This window comes from Actinoplanes sp. NPDC051405, from assembly GCF_055586185.1.
The window spans coordinates 14,755-32,267 of sequence record NZ_JBVJIR010000027.1; the positions used below are offsets into that span (position 1 = coordinate 14,755).

Consider the following 17,513-nt stretch of genomic DNA (forward strand, 5'->3'; position numbering starts at 1 on the left):
AAACTTCAAGGATTAATTCGGGCGGCAACCGGGGAGCTACTGCCGGACACCGGCGACGGCACCGCGGGCGGCACATCCTGATCCAGGACCCCGCCATGTGAAAGGTGCACCGATGACCCTGCTCAGCCGCCTCGTACTCGACGTCACCCTGTCGGAGGAGGCATTCGCCGCCCGGCACCGCGTGCTACGGCTGCTGCTGTGGACGCACGTGCCGGTGATCCTGACGCTCGGCTTCTTCAGCGGCGAGCTCAGCCCGGGACACCACGCCACTCTGCTGCTCTGCGTACTCGGCGCGGTGCTGGTGTGCGGCGTCGTCTCCGGCACCGCGGCGACCCAGCGCGGCCGGGCCATCGCCACCAGCGTCGGCTTCCTGCTGGCCGCGGACGCCCTGGTGCACGCCGGCGGCGGCATGATCGACCTGCACTTCCACTTCTTCGTGGTGATCGCCCTCATCGGCCTGTACCAGGAGTGGATCGCCTTCGCCCTGGCCGTGTCCCTGGTCGCCGCGCACCACTTCGGCATCGGCCTGATCGCGCCGGAGCTGGTCTTCGCCCACACCGACCACAGCACCAACGGCGTGCTGGGCCGCGCGTTGCTGCACACCTTCTTCGTGCTGGCGATGGCCGCCGCCCAGATCACGTACTGGCACTTCGACGCCGCGGCCCGCCGCGAGAACGAGCGCCGGCAGGCCGCGCAGGCCGAGGAGAACGCGAGCCGCCTCCGCGCCGCCGCCGACGAGGCCGCCCGCCGCGAGGAAGCGGCCCGCGCCGAGGCCGCGTCCCAGCTGGACCGGGCCGAGCAGATGGCCGTCCGGTTGGAGAACGTCCTCCAGCACACCAGCGAGACCGGAGCCCGCCTGCGCACCGACGCCGACGAGGCCCTGAGCGGCTTCGAATCCGCCCTGTCGGACGTGGCCCGCACCGTCGAGCACGCCAGCGACCAGGTCGGCACCACCCTGACGGACGCCGACGTGGCCCTGAAGTCACTCGAGGAGCTGCGCACCTCCGTGGCCGACATCGCCACGATCGCCGGCCTGATCCAGGCGGTCGCCGACCAGACCAACCTGCTCGCCCTGAACGCGACGATCGAAGCCGCCCGCGCCGGCGAGGTGGGCAAGGGCTTCGCGGTCGTGGCCAGCGAGGTCAAGCAGCTGGCGGGCCAGACCGCGGAAGCAACGGCCCGGATCGAATCCACGGTCAACGAAGTGACCACCGGCGCGGCCGCGGTCGGCGCGGCGGTGTCGGGCATGACCAGCCGGCTCAGCTCGGTGGCCGACGCCCAGCGGCTGGCGTCCTCGGTCATGGGCGAGCAGGTGACTCTGGCCGGCCAGACCCGCGGCCTGGTCATCGACGCGGCGGACGAGGTGGCCCGCTCGGCATCGGCCGTCAGCGTCCGCTGACCCGCCGACGGGACACAAACGCTCCTCGTGACGGCCCGATCCAGTTCCGCTGACCGGCTCGTCCCGGCAACCTTTGTCGGCCGGTCGATGCCGTTCGGCTCGATCGGGTCGTCACCAGGCGGAGTCTCCGACGCGCCTGCGTTGCGTCGGCGTGTTGAGCACCCAGGGTGATTGCGCGGCCGGGTTTCTTGGACTGGGGCCCGGCCGCGCACCAGTCCTCACCCGGTCCGCCTGGAGCTACTCCATGTCGTACGACCCCCAGCAGCCGTACCAGCCGCCAGTGGCACCCGGCTACGGCCCGCCACCGCCGGGATATCCCCCGGCCGGACAGCCACCGGCGCCGAAGAAGGGCAACGCGAAGCTCATTCTCGGCATCGTCGCCGGCTTGTTCGGTCTCTGCTGCGCCGGCGGAGTCATCGCCGCCGTCGCCGGTGGAGGGGACGAGACGAAGGCAGTCGCTGAGGAGGCCGCCGCACCCGCCGCGCAGGAGACCACCACCGCGGCGAAGGCGGCGCCCGCCGAGAAGACAGCGGCACCGGCCAAGAAGACACAGGCCACGAAGTCCGCGCCCGGCCTCGGCGATCCGGTGCGTGATGGAAAGTTCGAGTTCGTCGTCACCAAGGTCGACTGTGCCAAGACGAAGGTCGGCAACGAATACCTGAACAAGAAGGCGCAGGGCAAGTTCTGCATGGTCAGCGTGACCGTGAAGAACATCGGCAAGGAAGCTCAGCTGTTCCATGGTTCGTCCCAGAAGGCGATGGACGCGCAGGGCACCGAGTTCTCCAACGACGGCGCGGCCGAGATGTACGCCAACCAGGACAACGCCACGTTCCTGAACGAGATCAACCCCGGGAACAGTGCCAAAGGCCGCCTCATCTACGACGTGCCCAAGTCCGTCAAGCTCACCAAGATGGAGCTGCATGACAGCCCGTTCTCGGGCGGGGTCGAAGTCAGTCTCTCGTGAACCGGTAGTCGCAGGGTGGGATCCCGGCAAGGGCTCCCACCCTGGGGCTCAGCCCTTGGCGATCTCGGCCGCGAGCAGCTCGGCGATCTGCACTGTGTTCAGCGCCGCGCCCTTGCGCATGTTGTCGCCCGTGATGAACAGGTCCAGCGCCCGGGGGTCGTCCATCGCGCGGCGGATGCGGCCGACCCAGGACGGGTCCGTGCCGACCGCGTCGATCGGCATCGGGTATTCGCCCGCTTCCGGGTCGTCGACCAGGATCACGCCGGGGGCGTTGCGCAGCACCTGGCGGGCCCCCTCCGCGTCCAGTTCCGAGCCGAAGACCGCGTGCACCGCGATCGAGTGGCCAGTCACCACCGGGACCCGGACGCAGGTCGCGGAGACCTTCAGGGCCGGCAGGTTGAGGATCTTGCGGCTTTCGTTGCGGAGCTTGAGCTCCTCCGACGACCAGCCGTCCGTGGCCAGCTCGCCCGACCACGGGACCACGTTCAGGGCCATCGGCGCGGTGAACGGGCCGAGGTCGTCGCCGACCGCCTGGCGGACGTTGCCCGGGCGGGAGCCCAGCGTCCGGTCGCCGGCCACCTTCATCAGCTGGTCGTGCAGGGTGTCCACCCCGACCTGACCGGCTCCGGAGACCGCCTGGTAACTCGCCAGGACCAGCTCGCGCAGGCCGTACTCGCGGTGCAGCGGGGCGATGGCCATGATCATCGCCATCGTGGTGCAGTTGGCGTTGGCGACGATGCCGCGTGGGCGGCGCCGCAGCTCCTCTTTGTTGACCTCCGGCACGACCAGCGGGACGTCGGCCTCCATCCGGAACGCCGACGAGTTGTCGACGACCGTGACGCCGCGCTCCACCGCGATCGGGGCCCACTGGATCGACACGGCGTCGGGCACGTCGAACATCGCCACGTCGACGCCGTCGAAGACCTCGGGGGTCAGCTCCTGGACGACCAGCTGCTCGCCGCGGCAGGACAGCTCCTGGCCGGCCGAGCGGGCGGACGCGATCAGCCGGATCTCGCCCCAGACGTTGCGGCGGGAGGTCAGCAGCTCACGCATGACCGTGCCGACGGAGCCGGTGGCTCCGACGACAGCCAGCGTGGGCTGCTGCTGCGGCATCCGCCGGCTACCGGCCGGTCCCGGCGTAGACCACAGCGGTCTCGTTGCCACCGAGCTCGAACGTGTCGTGCACTGCGCGTACCGCCGTGTCGAGGTCGCTGTCGCGGCAGACGACCGAGACGCGGATCTCCGAGGTCGAGATCATCTCGATGTTGACCCCGGCCTCACCGATGCAGGCGAAGAACGACGCGGCGACGCCCGGGTGCGACCGCATGCCGGCGCCGATCAGCGACACCTTGCCCACGTGGTCGTCGAAGAGCAGCGACTTGAAGCGGGTCTGCTCCTTGATCTTGTCCAGGGCGGCCATCGCGGTGGGGCCGTCGGCCTTGGGCAGCGTGAAGGAGATGTCGGTGCGGCCGGTGCCCTCGGTCGACACGTTCTGCACGATCATGTCGATGTTGATCTCGGCCTGGGCGACCGTCTCGAAGATGCGGCCCGCGGCGCCGGGCTCGTCGGGCACGCCGACGATCGTGATCTTCGCCTCGCTGCGGTCGTGGGCGACCCCGGTGATCAGCGCTTGTTCCACTCCCGCGTCCTCCATCGATCCGGTGACCAGCGTGCCCTGCTTGTTCGAGTACGAAGAGCGTACGTGGATCGGCACCTTGAACCGCCGTGCGTACTCGACACATCTCAACATCAGCACCTTCGCCCCACCCGCGGCGAGCTCGAGCATCTCCTCGTAGGTGATCTGCTTGATGTGCCGGGCGTTCGGGACGATCCGCGGGTCGGCGGTGAAGACCCCGTCGACGTCGGTGTAGATCTCGCACACGTCGGCGTGCAGCGCGGCGGCCAGCGCGACCGCGGTCGTGTCGGAGCCGCCGCGGCCCAGGGTGGTGATGTCCTTGGTGTCCTGCGAGACGCCCTGGAAGCCGGCCACGATCGCGATCGCGCCCTCGTCCAGCGCGGTGCGCAGCCGGCCCGGGGTCACGTCGATGATCCGGGCCTTGCCGTGCACCGAGGTGGTCAGCACGCCGGCCTGCGAGCCGGTGTAGGACCGGGCCTCGTACCCCAGGTTGTGAATGGCCATGGCCAGCAGCGCCATCGAGATGCGCTCGCCGGCGGTGAGCAGCATGTCCAGCTCACGGCCGGGGGGCAGCGGGCTGACCTGGTTGGCCAGGTCCAGCAGGTTGTCGGTGGTGTCGCCCATCGCGGACACCACGACCACCACGTCGTCGCCGGCCTTGCGAGCGGCCACGATGCGCTCCGCCACGCGCTTGATGCGCTCGGCATCAGCGACGGACGAACCGCCGTACTTCTGCACCACGAGGGCCACGGCAGCCGGCTCCTTTCCACCCCACACGTGCCGACGCCGCCTGGCCAGGAGATCAGCGGCCGGGCGGCGCCAGTCGGTCAATCGCCACCCAGACTAGCGGCGGGCGTCCCGATCGCTGACACGCGATCCCAGATTCCGGCCGTTGCGACATACGACACGCCGGGAAAAGGTTCCGGTGCCCGCAACGACCGGTCCGGGCGACGAGAGGCGAGAATGTCTCGATGCGCTCCCGCCCCGCCAAGCGTGTGTTGCCCGCGCTGGCCGCCGCCCTGCTCACCCTCGGCGTCTCCGCCTGCGGTGACTCGGCGCCCGCGCAGGAGCCCACCCCGTCCCCGTCGGCGTCCGCGCCGGCCCCCGACCAGGACGCCCGGGTCGCGCTGGCCGCGCGGGCCGCGCTGGCCGAGGACCACCGCTTCTCCGCGATGTACACCCTGGAGACGCCGGGCTTCGCCCCGCGCGCGGTCCTGGCGACGGTCGCGGTCGACGGATCGTGGCGGGTGGACATCCCGTCCGGCGCCCTCGGCGGTACGGCTGACGTGTCGATCGCCCAGCTCCCGGCCGGGTTGTTCGAGTGCGCCATCCCCTCGGCGACCAACCCGGTCAGCCCGTCCTGCGTACGGGTGGCCGACGCCGGCAAGAAGGTCCCCCGCGAGTACGACCCGAAGGTGCAGCGGGTCTTCCGGCAGTGGCTGCCGGTCTTCACCGATCGCCAGTCGGCCCTGTCGGTGACCGCCGCCCAGCCGCTCCAGGGCTCCACCGGGCGGTGCTTCTCCGTCGACACGATCTCCGCCTCGCTGTCCGCGCCGGTCGACGTCGGCATCTACTGCTACGCCGACGACGGCCTGCTCACCGCGGCCCGGGTCAAGTTCGGCACGCTCACCATCGCGGGTGCGCCGGCCGCGGCCCCGCCGACCATCGACCTGCCCGGCCCGGTGACCGGTGGCGAGCCGATGGGCCAGGATGCCCCGCCGCCCCCGCCGGTGGTCGAGCAGCCGGTGGTGCCGTCGCAGCCGGTACCGTCCGCGTGAAGCCGTCCGCCTGACCTCCTGCTTCCCACGATCCGGGCGTAGGGTTGGGCAGGTTCACAATGATCACGTAGGGTGACGTTCGACATGTGGCAGGCGCTTCTCCTTCGCTGCCGCGACGAGGCCCCATCCCAGGCCGGCACCTCGTCGCGGAGTTGACGCGCGCCGGTCGTTCCTCGGAACTGACCACTTTTCAGGAGCCCTCACCATGTCTTCCACCACGGATGTAACCGGCGACCCCATCGCGCGTCAGCGCCCCAGCCGGATGCCGTTCCAGCGTTACCAGCCCTACCAGCAGCAGTTCGCAGTCGATCTGCCCGACCGGCAGTGGCCCGCCCGCCGCATCGAGGCCGCGCCCCGCTGGTGCGCGGTCGACCTGCGCGACGGCAACCAGGCCCTGATCGACCCGATGTCCCCCGAGCGCAAGCGGCGCATGTTCAACCTGCTGGTCGCGATGGGCTACAAGGAGATCGAGGTCGGCTTCCCGGCCGCCAGCCAGACCGACTTCGACTTCGTCCGCCAGCTCATCGAGCAGGACCTGATTCCGGACGACGTCACGATCCAGGTGCTGGTGCAGTGCCGCGAGCACCTGATCGACCGCACCTTCGAATCGATCCGCGGCGCCAAGCGGGCCATCGTGCACTTCTACAACTCGACCTCGACGCTGCAGCGCCGGGTCGTCTTCGGCCTGGACAAGGCCGGGATCACCGACATCGCGACGACCGGGGCGCGGCTCTGCCAGAAGTACGCGGAGATCCACACTCCGGACACCGAGATCTTCTACGAGTACTCCCCCGAGTCCTACACCGGCACCGAGCTGGAATACGCGCTGGAGATCTGCTCGGCGGTCATCGACGTCATCGACCCGACGCCGGACCGCCCGCTGATCATCAACCTGCCGGCCACCGTCGAGATGGCCACCCCCAACGTGTACGCCGACTCGATCGAGTGGATGCACCGGCACCTGCCGCGGCGCGAGAGCATCATCCTCAGCCTGCACCCGCACAACGACCGGGGCACCGCCGTCGCCGCCGCCGAGCTGGGCGTGCTGGCCGGCGCCGACCGCGTCGAGGGCTGCCTGTTCGGCAACGGCGAGCGCACCGGCAACGTGGACCTGGTGACGCTGGGGCTGAACATCTTCTCCCAGGGCATCGACCCGATGATCGACTTCTCGGACATCGACGAGGTCAAGCGCGCGGTGGAGTACTGCAACCAGCTGCCCGTGCACGAGCGTCACCCGTACGTCGGCGACCTGGTCTACACCGCGTTCTCCGGTTCGCACCAGGACGCGATCAAGAAGGGCCTGACCGCGCTGCAGGAGGACGCGAACGAGGCCGGTGTGGCCGTGGACGCCTTCGCCTGGGGCGTGCCGTACCTGCCGATCGACCCGAAGGACGTGGGCCGCAGCTACGAGGCGGTCATCCGGGTCAACTCGCAGTCCGGCAAGGGCGGGGTGGCGTACATCATGAAGGAGGAGCACAAGCTCGACCTGCCGCGCCGGCTGCAGATCGAGTTCTCCGGCGTGGTGCAGCACTTCACCGACACCGACGGCGGCGAGGTCGGCCCGCAGCAGATGTGGGACATCTTCGCGGGCGAGTACCTGGTCGACCACCAGCAGTTCGGCATCATCGAGCTGGAGCGCTACAGCACGGCCACGGTGGACGGCAAGGTCGAGATCGACGCCGAGGTCCGGCACCGCAACACCCGGCGCCCGGTCGTGGGGGTCGGCAACGGCCCGATCGACGCGTACGTGCAGGCACTGCAGCCGCTGGCCATCCAGGTACGGGTCCTCGACTACGCCGAGCACGCCCTGTCCTCCGGTCACGACGCCCAGGCCGCCGCGTACGTGGAGTGCGAGGTCAACGGCCAGACCGTGTGGGGCGTGGGGCTGGACGCCAACATCGTCACCGCCTCGATCAAGGCCGTGACGAGCGCGGTCAACCGCGTCCGCTGAGTATTTGTTCCGCGCGCCGCCCAGGTTCACCCGGGCGGCGCGCGGGACGTATCCGGCACGGATGACGACTTTCGCCAAGCGGGCGTAGGGCGCATACGCTTACTTCGTGCCCCCTCGTATCACTCCTTTGTGGACCCTGCGTGTCGCCGCCGCCCTGTTGACCGTGACCGTCGCCGCCGGTTGCCAGATACCCGCCGAGAACGGCTCGGGCTCCGGCTCGGACTCGACCGGTGGCACCACCACGACGATCGATCCCACCGAGGCCCGCAAGAAGCTCGACGCCCTCAAGGTCGTCACGAGGACCGGCTCGATGCGCGGCTACAGCCGCGCCAAGTTCCCGCACTGGAACAGCACCGGCAGCAACTGCGACGTCCGCGACACGGTCCTCAAGCGCGACGGCACCAAGGTCAAGGTCTCGGGGTGCAACGTGGTCGCGGGCACCTGGATCAGCGTCTACGACGGCGACAAGATCACCGACCCGGCCAAGGTGGACATCGACCACGTGGTGCCGCTGGCCAACGCCTGGCGCTCGGGCGCGGCCGCCTGGACCACGGACCAGCGCGAGGAGTTCGCCAACGATCTCGACGATCCCCAGCTGGTGGCGGTTTCGGCCGCGTCGAACAGGTCAAAGGGTGACCAGGACCCGTCCACCTGGAAGCCCGAGCAGACCGGCTCGTGGTGCCAATACGCTCAGGACTGGATCGTGGTGAAGAGCCAGTGGAAGCTCACGGTCACCACCAAGGAGAAGGTCGAGCTGAAGAAAATGCTGGAGAAGTGCCGATGACCAAGCACAAGCCCGCCACCGAGACCACCACCGAGCCCGCTGCTCCGGCCGCGACTCAGCCCACCGCCACCACGCCGGCGGCAGCGGCCACGCCCGCGGCTGCGGCCGCTTCCGCTCCTGCCGAGTCGGCCGCCGCTCCCGAGGCCGCCGCCGAGCCGGCCCCCGCAGCTGAGGCCGCGGCCCCCGCAGCCGCCGCCGCCCCCGCAGCGGCGACGAGCCGGACCACCGACATCGTGGCCGGTCAGGGCGGCGTGATGACGGACGAGGCCGGTGTCATCACGGGCGACGTGACCCTCCAGACGGAACTCTCCGGCGACCAGGTCACCATCCGCGCGCAGTACAAGGACGCCGACGAGTGGTATGCCGTGACCGGCGCGAAGACCACCCTCAAGGACCCGGCCGACCTCGACGCCGTCCATGCGATCGCGGTCGGGCTGTTGAACCGGCCCGAGGGCTGATCAACTGCACGGAACCTTTACAGATAGACGAGCCCGAATGTAGCGTCGGGCTCGTGGCCAGACCTGTCGTGACCCGCATGCTCATCGTCGCAGCTCTCGGGCTGCCCACCGCCGCGCTGCCCACCGCCGCCTCGGCCGCTCCGGCGGCGGGCGCGGTCCCGGCGCTCAGCAGTGTCATTCCCGCGCCCGTCGAGGTGCGGCCCGTCGCCGGCGCCGATTTCCGGCTCGGGCCGCTCACCGTCATCCGCACGCAGCCGGGTTCGGCCGCGGCCCGGGCCGTCGGTGATCAGCTCGCCCGCGCGCTGCGCCCGGCGACCGGCTATCCGTTGCCTGTTCTGCCCGCCGCCCCGCGCGTGCTGCCGACCATCTCGCTGCTCCTCGGCGCCGATGACGCCCAGCTCGGGGACGAGGGCTACCGGCTCAGAGTCGACCGCCGGAGCGTCACCATCCGGGCCAACAAGCCGGCCGGGCTCTTCGCCGGCACGCAGACCCTGCGCCAGCTGCTGCCGCGGGAGATCGAGTCCCGGACCGTCGTGCGCCGGGCGTGGAGCGTGGCCGGCGGCAGCATCGTGGACCATCCGCGGTTCGCGTACCGGGGGGCGATGCTCGATGTGGCGCGGCACTTCCACACCCCGGACGAGATCAAGGCGTACGTCGACGAGATCAGCCGCTTCAAGATCAACTACTTGCACCTGCACCTCACGGACGACCAGGGCTGGCGGATCCAGATCGACAGCTGGCCGCGGCTGACCACGGTCGGCGGCGGGCCCGGCACCGGCGTCGACGGCACCGGTCCCGGCTACCTGACCAAGGCCGACTACCGGGACCTGGTCCGGTACGCGGCCGCCCGGCACGTGACGATCGTGCCCGAGATCGACATGCCCGGGCACGTCAACGCCGCCCAGGTGGCCTATCCCGAGCTGACCTGCGACGGCGTGGCCCCGCCACCGCGTACGGACACCGCGGTCGGCTACAGCTCGCTGTGCATCGGCTCGGAGACGACGTACCGCTTCGTGGAGGACGTCATCCGTGAGCTCGCCGCGCTGACGCCGGGGCCGTACCTGCACATCGGCGGCGACGAGGCGCACGCCACCACCGATGCCGACTACCTGACCTTCCAGCAGCGGGTGCTCCCGCTCGTCACGAAGTACGGCAAGACCGCGTACGGCTGGAACGAGATCACCAAGTCGCCGGCCTCCGCGAACGCCGTGGCCCAGTTCTGGGACACCGCGACCACCAACCCGACCGTGGTGGCCGCCGCCGCCCGGGGCACCAAGGTGGTCATGTCCCCGGCCAACAAGGCCTACATCGACCAGAAATACGACGCGAACACGCCGCTCGGCCTGTCCTGGGCCGGCTACATCGAGGTCCGCACCGCGTACGACTGGGATCCGGCGGCCCATCTCACCGGCCTGCCCGCCACCGCGGTCCTCGGCGTGGAAGCGCCGCTCTGGTCGGAGACGCTGCGCGACCTGGACGACATCGAGTTCATGGCGTTCCCCCGCCTGCCGGCGATCGCCGAACTGGGCTGGTCACCGCGGAGCACCCACGACTGGGCGTCGTTCCGCGAGCGGCTCGCCGCGTACGGCCCGAGATGGACCGCACGCGGCGTCGACTTCTATCCCTCGCCGCAGATCGACTGGAGTTAGGGGGTCGGCAGGTCCGTCGGGGTCTGGATCAGCTCCCCGCCCGCGGAGGGCGCGGTGGCCGAGTCCGGGCGGACGATCTCCGCGCGTACCTCGTGCATCTTGAGCTGGCCGCTGAGGATCTCCTCGGCGTAGTGGCAGGCCACCCGCTGGCCGGAGTCGTCGAACACCCGCAGCTCCGGGCGTTCGCTGGCGCAGCGGGTCGGCTGCGCCCACGGGCAGCGGGTGTGGAACCGGCAGCCGTTCGGCGGGTTGGCCGGCGACGGCAGGTCGCCGGCCAGCAGGATCCGCTCCCGCCGGTCCTCCACCTGCGGGTCCGGGACCGGCACGGCCGACATCAAAGCCCTGGTGTACGGGTGCAGCGGCCGGTCGTACAGCTGGTCGCCGTCCGCCTCCTCGACCAGTGAGCCCAGATACATCACGCCGATGGTGTCGGAGATGTGCCGGACCACGGCCAGGTCGTGCGCGATCACCAGGTAGGTCAGCCCCAGCGAGTCCTGCAGGTCACCGAGCAGGTTGACCACCTGCGCCTGGATCGACACGTCCAGCGCGGACACCGGCTCGTCGGCCACGATCAGCTCGGGGCCGAGCACCAGGGCCCGGGCGATGCCGATCCGCTGCCGCTGCCCGCCGGAGAACTCGTGCGGGTACTTGTTCAGCGCCGAGGCCGGCAGACCGACCGAGTCCAGGGTGGACTTCAGCCGCTTCTGCACGTCGGCCTTGTCCTTGTGCAGGCCGTGCGCCTTGAGCCCCTCGACGAGCAGGGACTCCACCGACTGTCGCGGGTCCAGGCTGGACAGCGGGTCCTGGAACACCATCTGGATGCGGCGCCGGAACAGCCGCATCTGCTCGCCCTTGAGCGAGCGCACGTCGGTGCCGTCGAAGGTGATCCCGCCGCTGGTCGGCTCGACCAGCCGGAGCAGGCCGCGGCCCAGCGTCGACTTGCCGCAGCCGGACTCGCCGACCAGGCCGTAGGTCTCGCCCCGCTTGACCTTCAGGGAGACACCGTCAACGGCGTAGACATGACCCACCGTACGGTCGAAGAGCAGTCCGCTCTTGATCGGGAAGTGGACCTTGAGGTCGTCGATCTCCACGAGTGCGTCGCTCACACCGGCACCTCCTGCGGTACGGGGTTCGTGCACCGCAGCGCGCCGCCGCGGAAGGTGGGCTCGAGGGGCACCGTGTCGCCGATGCAGGCGTCGATCACCCGGTCACAGCGCGGCGCGAAGGCACAGCCCTCCGACCACGGGATGTTGTCGCTGACCGAGCCACGGATCTGGTGCAGCCGCCCACCGCGGTCGAGGTCCAGCCGCGGCACCGACTGCAACAACCCGTGCGTGTACGGGTGCCGCGGCTCCGCGAACAGGTCGTGACGCTCGGCCCGCTCGACCACCTTGCCCGCGTACAGGACGTTGACCGTGTCGCAGAGACCGGCCACCACCCCGAGGTCGTGGGTGATCATCACCAGCGCCGTACCGGACTCTTCCACCAGCTGCTTGAGCAGCGTGAGGATCTGGGCCTGGATGGTCACATCCAGGGCCGTCGTCGGCTCGTCGGCGATCAGCAGGCGCGGCTTGCAGGCCAGCGCGATGGCGATCAGCGCCCGCTGCCGCATACCGCCGGAGAGCTGATGCGGGAACTCCTTGAGCCGCCGCATCGGGTCCGGGATACCGACCGCGTCGAGCAGTCCCCGGGCCTCGCGCAGCGCCGCCTGCCGGGTCCGGCCCTGGTGGCGTTCCAGCACCTCGGCCACCTGCAGGCCGAGCGGGAGCACCGGGTTCAGCGAGGACAGCGGGTCCTGGAAGATCATGCCGATGTCCCGGCCGCGCCGGTCCCGCAGCTCCTGCGGGCGCAGCTTGAGCAGGTCGGTGTCCTCGAAGCGGACCTCACCGGTGACCTTGTTGCCGCGGCGCGGCAGCAGACCCATGATCGCCAGGCTGGTCACCGACTTGCCGCAGCCGGACTCGCCGACCAGCCCGACCGTCTGGCCGGGTTCCACGGTGAAGCTGACACCGTCCACCGCGGTGAAGGGCTTGGCGCCCTTGCGCTGGAAGACGACCGACAGATCACGAACGTCGAGCAGAGGCATGACTGATCACCGCCGGTTCTTCGGGTCGAGCGCCTCGCGCATGCTCTCGCCGAGCAAGGTGAAGCCGAGGGCCACAAAAATGATCGCCAGGGCGGGGAGATAGGCCAGCTCGGGGCGGACCTCGAAATACCGTACGCCGTCCACGCCCAGCATCAGGCCCCACTCGGCCCGGTTGATGTCCGGGTCACCGAGGCCCAGGAACGACAGCGCGGCCGCGTCCAGGATCGCCACCGCGAAGGTCAGGGTGGCCTGCACGATCACCGCGGTGAGCGAGTTCGGCAGCATGTGCCGCAGCACGATGTCGCGCCGCCGCACGCCCAGCGCGCGGGCGGCGAGCACATGGTCGCTCTCCCGTTGCGCCAGCATCGACCCGCGCAGCAGCCGGGCGAAGATGGGCACGTTCACCACCGCCACGGCGATGATCACCGTCCATTGGGTGGACCGGCTGGCCAGGGCCACCAGCGTGATCGCCAGCAGCAGGCTGGGCAGGGCCAGCATGACGTCGGTGAGCCGCATGATCAGCACGTCGAGCCAGCCGCCGACGGCGCCGGCGATCGCGCCGAGCACGACGCCGAACAACAGGCCGATGAACGTGGCCAGGACGCCGACGAACAGCGTCTGCCGGGCGCCGTAGATCATCCGGGACGCGAAGTCGCGGCCCAGCGGGTCACTGCCCAGCGGATGCCCGGCGGTGGCGCCCGGGATGGTGTCGACGGTCAGGTCCTTGGTCAGCTCCGGGAACCGCTGCACGGGGTCGTGCGGGGCCACCAGCGGCGCGAAGATCGCGATGATCAGGAACAGCAGGATGATGATCGCGCCCACCACGGCGGTGGGGTTGCGCAGCAGCCGGCGGCCGGCGTCGCGGATCAGGCTGACCCCGCCGGCCTCGGAGGTCCGTGCGGTCAGCTCTTCGATCCGGCGGCGCTTGTGGTCGGCGAGCGTCGCCAATCCTCCGGTTCCGCTCACTGCACACGCACCCTCGGGTCGATGACGGCGTACGAGAGGTCGACCAGCAGGTTGACCACGATGAAGATGAATGCGGCGAGCAGGATCAACGCCTGCAGCACGGGGTAGTCGCGGCCGCCACTGATCGAGTCGGTGATCAGGGTGCCCAGACCGCCCCAGTTGTAGACCTTCTCGGTCAGCACCGCGCCGGCCAGCAGGGCACCGGTCTGCAGGCCGATGGTGGTGACCACCGGCAGCAACGCGTTGCGCAGCACGTGCCGCTTGCGGATGGTGGCGTTGCGCAGGCCCTTGGCGTCCGCAGTACGGATGTAGTCCTCGTCCAGGACGTCCAGCACGCTGGCCCGGGTGATCCGGATGATGATCGCCAGCGGGATCGTGGCCAGGGTGAGGGCCGGCAGCACCAGGTGCCAGAGGGCGTCGGCGGAGGCGTCGAACTCCCGGGTGAGCAGCCCGTCCAGGACGAAGAAGCCGGTTACGTCCGTGTTGTCCGTACCGGTGGTGATCCGGCCGGACGGCGGGAAGATGTGGATGTTCTGGGTCAGCACGTCCTTGAGCAGGTAACCCAGGAAGAAGATCGGGATCGAGATGCCGATCAGCGTGACGATGATCGTGGCGTTGTCCAGCAACCGCCCGCGGTACCGGGCCGCGATGTAGCCCAGCGGAATGCCCAGCCCGATCGCGATGATGATCGCCGCGACGGCCAGCTCGATGGTCGCCGGGAAGGACCGGCTGATCACGTCCATCACCGGCTCGCCGGTGCGGATGGAGTTCCCGAAGTTGCCGGTCACCACGTTTTTGACGAAGCGGCCGTACTGCGTCCAGATCGGCTGGTCATAGCCGAGGGCCCGGGTCAGCAACTCGCGGGTCTGCGGGGTCGCGCGTTCGCCCAGCAACGCGTCGACAGGCCCGCCGGGAAGGCTGCGCAGCCAGAAGAAAACCAGGGTGGTCAGGGCAATGAGGGTGACGACCAGCTGGATCAGGCGGCGCAAGATGACTCTCACCATAAGGAATGACGCATCCTGTCAGAATCGCGCCGGACGGCCCGGACCGGGAGATCATCCCGGTCCGGGCCGCGGCGGTGCCTGGTGCTACGGACTACTTGGTCAGCGTGACGGTGTTGAATTCCTCGTTGGTCAGAGGACTCGGCACCAGACCCTCGACGTTCTTCGTCGTGACCAGCGCCGGCGGGGCGTGCCAGAGCGGGACGGCCGGCAGCCACTTGGTGGCGAGGTCGCGGTTGACCTGCTCCCACGCGGTCTTCTTGGCCGCCTGGTCGACGGTCGCGTCGGCCTTGCCGATGGCGTCGAACATCTCGGTCATGCCCTTGTCGCCGAACTCGACCTTCTCGCGGCCGAAGAACGTGCCGACGAAGTTGCCCGGGTCGTTGTAGTCGCCGGTCCAGCCGAGGATGTGCAGGTCCTGCTTGCCGAACTGCTGCACGTCGTCCTTGAAGCCGCCGTTCCACGGCCGCGGGACACCGTTGACCTTGATGCCGGCAGCCTGCAGGTCATTCGCGAGGACGGTGAAGATCTCCTGCGGGTTCGGCATGTACGGCCGGGAGACCTCGGTCGGGTAGTAGAAGTTGAGCGTCAGGCCGGTCGCGCCGGCCTCGCTCAGCAGCTGCTTGGCCTTCTCGAGGTTGTAGTCGTACTTCTGCACGTCCGTGGCGTAACCGAGGACCGTGTTCGGCATGAACTCGTCGGCCACCGTCGCGCCGCCCGGGCCCTTGGTCTGCACCAGCTGAGCGCGGTTGAGCGCGTACGCGATCGCCTGCCGGACCCGCAGGTCCTTGAGCTTCGGGTTCTTCTGGTTGATGCCCAGGTAGAGGATGTTGAAGGCGGGCCGGTCGAGCACCTTGTAGCCCTCGCCCGCGAGCGCCTTGCGGTCGGCCGGGGCCGGGAAGTCGATCGCCTGCACCGTGCCGGCGCGCAGCTCCTGCTTCCGGGTGTTCTCATCCTTGATGACCTTGATGATCATCTTGTCGACCTTGGCCTTCTCGCCCCAGTAGTCGGGGTTCTTGTTCAGCGTGATCTCGCCGGTCGCCTTGTTCCAGCCGCCGTACGTGAACGCGCCGGTGCCGGTCGGGTGCTCGTTCGCGAACGCGCTGTACGCGAAGGAGTCGCCGTTCTGGGTCACCTTGTCGGCGTCGTACTGCTTCAGCGCGGTCGGGCTCGCGATCGAGAACGCGGTCAGCGCGAACGCGCCCGGGAAGGCGCCCTTGTACTTCTTCATCGTCACGACCGCGGTGTTGGCGTCCTGCGCCTTGCAGTTGTCGTAGACGGCGTCCGGGCTGCCGGCGAAGCCGCCGAACACGTCGGCGTAGTAGATCATCTGGGACTGGGCGGCATCGCCCTTCATGTTGTACCAGCGGTCGAAGTTCGCGCAGACCGCAGTGGCGTCGAGCGCGCTGCCGTCGTGGAACTTGACGCCCTGGCGCAGCTTGAACGTCCAGATCTTGCCGGTCGGGTCGTTGCTCCAGCTCTCGGCCAGACCGCCCTGCAGCTCGGCGGTGCCGGGCTTATGTTCGATCAGGGTGTCGTACATCTGCCGGATCGGCCGGAACGACTCCCCATCATCGTTGAAGATCGGGTCGAAGTTCTTCGGGTCTCCGGCGCCCGCGAAGATGAAGGTACCGCCGGTAGCGGCCTTGCCTTCGTCGCCACCGCTGTCGCGGTCGCTGTCGGCGCAGCCGCCAGCACCGATCGCCAGAGCCGCAATGACACCGGCGGTGATGACCGTCCGGAGCCTCTTCGCCTGCATCCTCGATGCACGCATCGTGTTCACCTCGTCCTGTGGGTACGGACAAACGCGGCGACCATTGGCCACCGTTGGCGCGACCCTAACCGCTGATGGCGAACACATCGTGGGTTGGTATCGGATCGTGTCTTTTCCCAGTCTGCGGAACAAGGTCGCAATGCACGGTCAGACGGCGCGACGTCCCTCGAAAGCACGACCGAGGGTGATCTCGTCGGCGTACTCGAGGTCGCCGCCAACCGGCAGACCGCTGGCCAGCCGGGTGACCGCGATGCCCATCGGCTTCACCATGATCGCGAGGTAGGTGGCCGTGGCCTCGCCCTCGGTGTTCGGGTCGGTGGCCAGGATCAGCTCCTTGACCTCGCCGGTGCCGAGCCGGATCAGCAGCTCCCGGATCCGCAGGTTGTCGGGCCCGATGCCCTCCAGCGGATTGATGGCGCCACCCAGGACGTGATAGCGACCGCGGAACTCACCGGTCCGCTCGATCGCGACGACGTCCTTGGGCTCCTCCACGACGCAGATGACCTCGCTGCTGCGACGGGTGTCGCGGCAGACCCGGCACTGCTCCGACTCGGCGACGTTGAAGCAGGTCGTGCAGAAGCGGACCAGCTCCTTCACCTTGCGCAGGGAGCTGGCCAGCCGGTTCACGTCGGCGGGATCGGCGGACAGGACGTGGAAGGCGATCCGCTGGGCGCTCTTCGGGCCCACACCCGGCAGGCGGCCCAGCTCGTCGATCAGGTCCTGGATGGCGCCCTCGTACACAGGCTCAGAATCCCGGGAGGGACAGGCCGCCCAGGCCGCCGGTGGCCGGACCCATCTTCTGCTCGGTCAGCTCCCGCACCGCCTCGGACCCGTTGTGGATGGCGGCGAGCACCAGATCCTCCAGCGTCTCGACATCCTCCGGGTCGACCGCCTTCGGGTCGATCTTGATGGACTTGAACTCGCCCAGCCCGGTGACGACGACGGTGACCAGGCCACCGCCGGCCGTACCGGTGACCTCGGCCTCGGCCAGCTCGGCCTGCGCCTGCGCGACCTGCTGCTGCATCTTCTGCGCCTGCTTCATGATCTGCTGCATGTTCGGCTGTCCA

General features: G+C 69.5%; 16 protein-coding genes. 7 read left to right on the forward strand and 9 right to left on the reverse strand.

Annotated elements, in window-relative coordinates:
• The first annotated feature begins 112 nt into the window (after positions 1–112).
• Positions 113–1,399 carry a methyl-accepting chemotaxis protein gene (locus ACZ6S4_RS40460; protein WP_465479978.1) on the forward strand — a complete coding sequence of 429 codons (1,287 nt, stop codon included), beginning with the start codon at positions 113–115 and terminating at the stop codon, positions 1,397–1,399.
• Between the two features lie 244 nt (positions 1,400–1,643).
• The gene (locus tag ACZ6S4_RS40465) at positions 1,644–2,363 is read left to right on the forward strand and encodes a DUF4352 domain-containing protein (RefSeq protein WP_465479979.1); all 720 of its coding nucleotides are present in this window, start codon (positions 1,644–1,646) and stop codon (positions 2,361–2,363) included.
• 48 nt (positions 2,364–2,411) lie between these two features.
• Here the strand turns inward: ACZ6S4_RS40465 and ACZ6S4_RS40470 are convergent, their stop codons facing one another.
• On the reverse strand, positions 2,412–3,476 hold the full coding sequence (locus ACZ6S4_RS40470; RefSeq protein ID WP_465479980.1) for an aspartate-semialdehyde dehydrogenase: 1,065 nt from the start codon (positions 3,474–3,476) through the stop codon (positions 2,412–2,414).
• 7 nt (positions 3,477–3,483) lie between these two features.
• On the reverse strand, positions 3,484–4,749 hold the full coding sequence (locus ACZ6S4_RS40475) for an aspartate kinase (RefSeq protein ID WP_212987807.1): 1,266 nt from the start codon (positions 4,747–4,749) through the stop codon (positions 3,484–3,486).
• Positions 4,750–4,970: 221 nt separating this feature from the next.
• On the opposite strand from ACZ6S4_RS40475, the gene ACZ6S4_RS40480 reads away from it, so the two are divergent.
• The 5 genes from ACZ6S4_RS40480 (at position 4,971) to ACZ6S4_RS40500 (ending at position 10,619) form a co-directional block, all read left to right on the forward strand.
• Positions 4,971–5,777, forward strand: a complete 807-nt coding sequence (locus ACZ6S4_RS40480; protein ID WP_465479981.1) for a hypothetical protein — start codon at positions 4,971–4,973, stop codon at positions 5,775–5,777.
• A 205-nt stretch (positions 5,778–5,982) separates the two neighbouring features.
• Positions 5,983–7,728 (forward strand): 2-isopropylmalate synthase, encoded by a 1,746-nt coding sequence (gene leuA / locus ACZ6S4_RS40485; protein ID WP_465479982.1) that lies wholly within the window; start codon positions 5,983–5,985, stop codon positions 7,726–7,728.
• A 154-nt stretch (positions 7,729–7,882) separates the two neighbouring features.
• A complete protein-coding gene (locus ACZ6S4_RS40490; RefSeq protein WP_465480038.1) occupies positions 7,883–8,512 on the forward strand; it encodes an HNH endonuclease family protein in 630 nt (209 codons plus the stop codon).
• Positions 8,509–8,970 carry a hypothetical protein gene (locus tag ACZ6S4_RS40495; RefSeq protein ID WP_465479983.1) on the forward strand — a complete coding sequence of 154 codons (462 nt, stop codon included), beginning with the start codon at positions 8,509–8,511 and terminating at the stop codon, positions 8,968–8,970. Before ACZ6S4_RS40490 ends, ACZ6S4_RS40495 begins: the two co-directional genes overlap by 4 nt.
• Before the next feature lie 53 nt (positions 8,971–9,023).
• Positions 9,024–10,619: a beta-N-acetylhexosaminidase gene (locus tag ACZ6S4_RS40500; RefSeq protein WP_465479984.1), complete on the forward strand. Its 1,596-nt coding sequence runs from the start codon at positions 9,024–9,026 to the stop codon at positions 10,617–10,619.
• On the opposite strand, the gene ACZ6S4_RS40505 is transcribed toward ACZ6S4_RS40500, so the two are convergent.
• From ACZ6S4_RS40505 to ACZ6S4_RS40535, 7 genes are all read right to left on the reverse strand, one after another.
• A complete protein-coding gene (locus tag ACZ6S4_RS40505) occupies positions 10,616–11,725 on the reverse strand; it encodes an ABC transporter ATP-binding protein (protein WP_465479985.1) in 1,110 nt (369 codons plus the stop codon). The genes ACZ6S4_RS40500 and ACZ6S4_RS40505 overlap by 4 nt on opposite strands.
• Positions 11,722–12,705 (reverse strand): ABC transporter ATP-binding protein, encoded by a 984-nt coding sequence (locus tag ACZ6S4_RS40510; protein WP_465479986.1) that lies wholly within the window; start codon positions 12,703–12,705, stop codon positions 11,722–11,724. The genes ACZ6S4_RS40505 and ACZ6S4_RS40510 overlap by 4 nt, the downstream gene beginning before the upstream one ends.
• Before the next feature lie 6 nt (positions 12,706–12,711).
• On the reverse strand, positions 12,712–13,671 hold the full coding sequence (locus ACZ6S4_RS40515; protein ID WP_465479987.1) for an ABC transporter permease: 960 nt from the start codon (positions 13,669–13,671) through the stop codon (positions 12,712–12,714).
• A complete protein-coding gene (locus tag ACZ6S4_RS40520) occupies positions 13,668–14,675 on the reverse strand; it encodes an ABC transporter permease (protein WP_465479988.1) in 1,008 nt (335 codons plus the stop codon). Before ACZ6S4_RS40520 ends, ACZ6S4_RS40515 begins: the two co-directional genes overlap by 4 nt.
• Before the next feature lie 91 nt (positions 14,676–14,766).
• A complete protein-coding gene (locus tag ACZ6S4_RS40525; RefSeq protein ID WP_465479989.1) occupies positions 14,767–16,446 on the reverse strand; it encodes an ABC transporter substrate-binding protein in 1,680 nt (559 codons plus the stop codon).
• A gap of 147 nt (positions 16,447–16,593) precedes the next feature.
• The gene (gene recR, locus ACZ6S4_RS40530; protein ID WP_212987800.1) at positions 16,594–17,187 is read right to left on the reverse strand and encodes a recombination mediator RecR; all 594 of its coding nucleotides are present in this window, start codon (positions 17,185–17,187) and stop codon (positions 16,594–16,596) included.
• Positions 17,188–17,191: 4 nt separating this feature from the next.
• Positions 17,192–17,500: a YbaB/EbfC family nucleoid-associated protein gene (locus tag ACZ6S4_RS40535; protein WP_239130031.1), complete on the reverse strand. Its 309-nt coding sequence runs from the start codon at positions 17,498–17,500 to the stop codon at positions 17,192–17,194.
• Positions 17,501–17,513 lie beyond the last annotated feature (13 nt).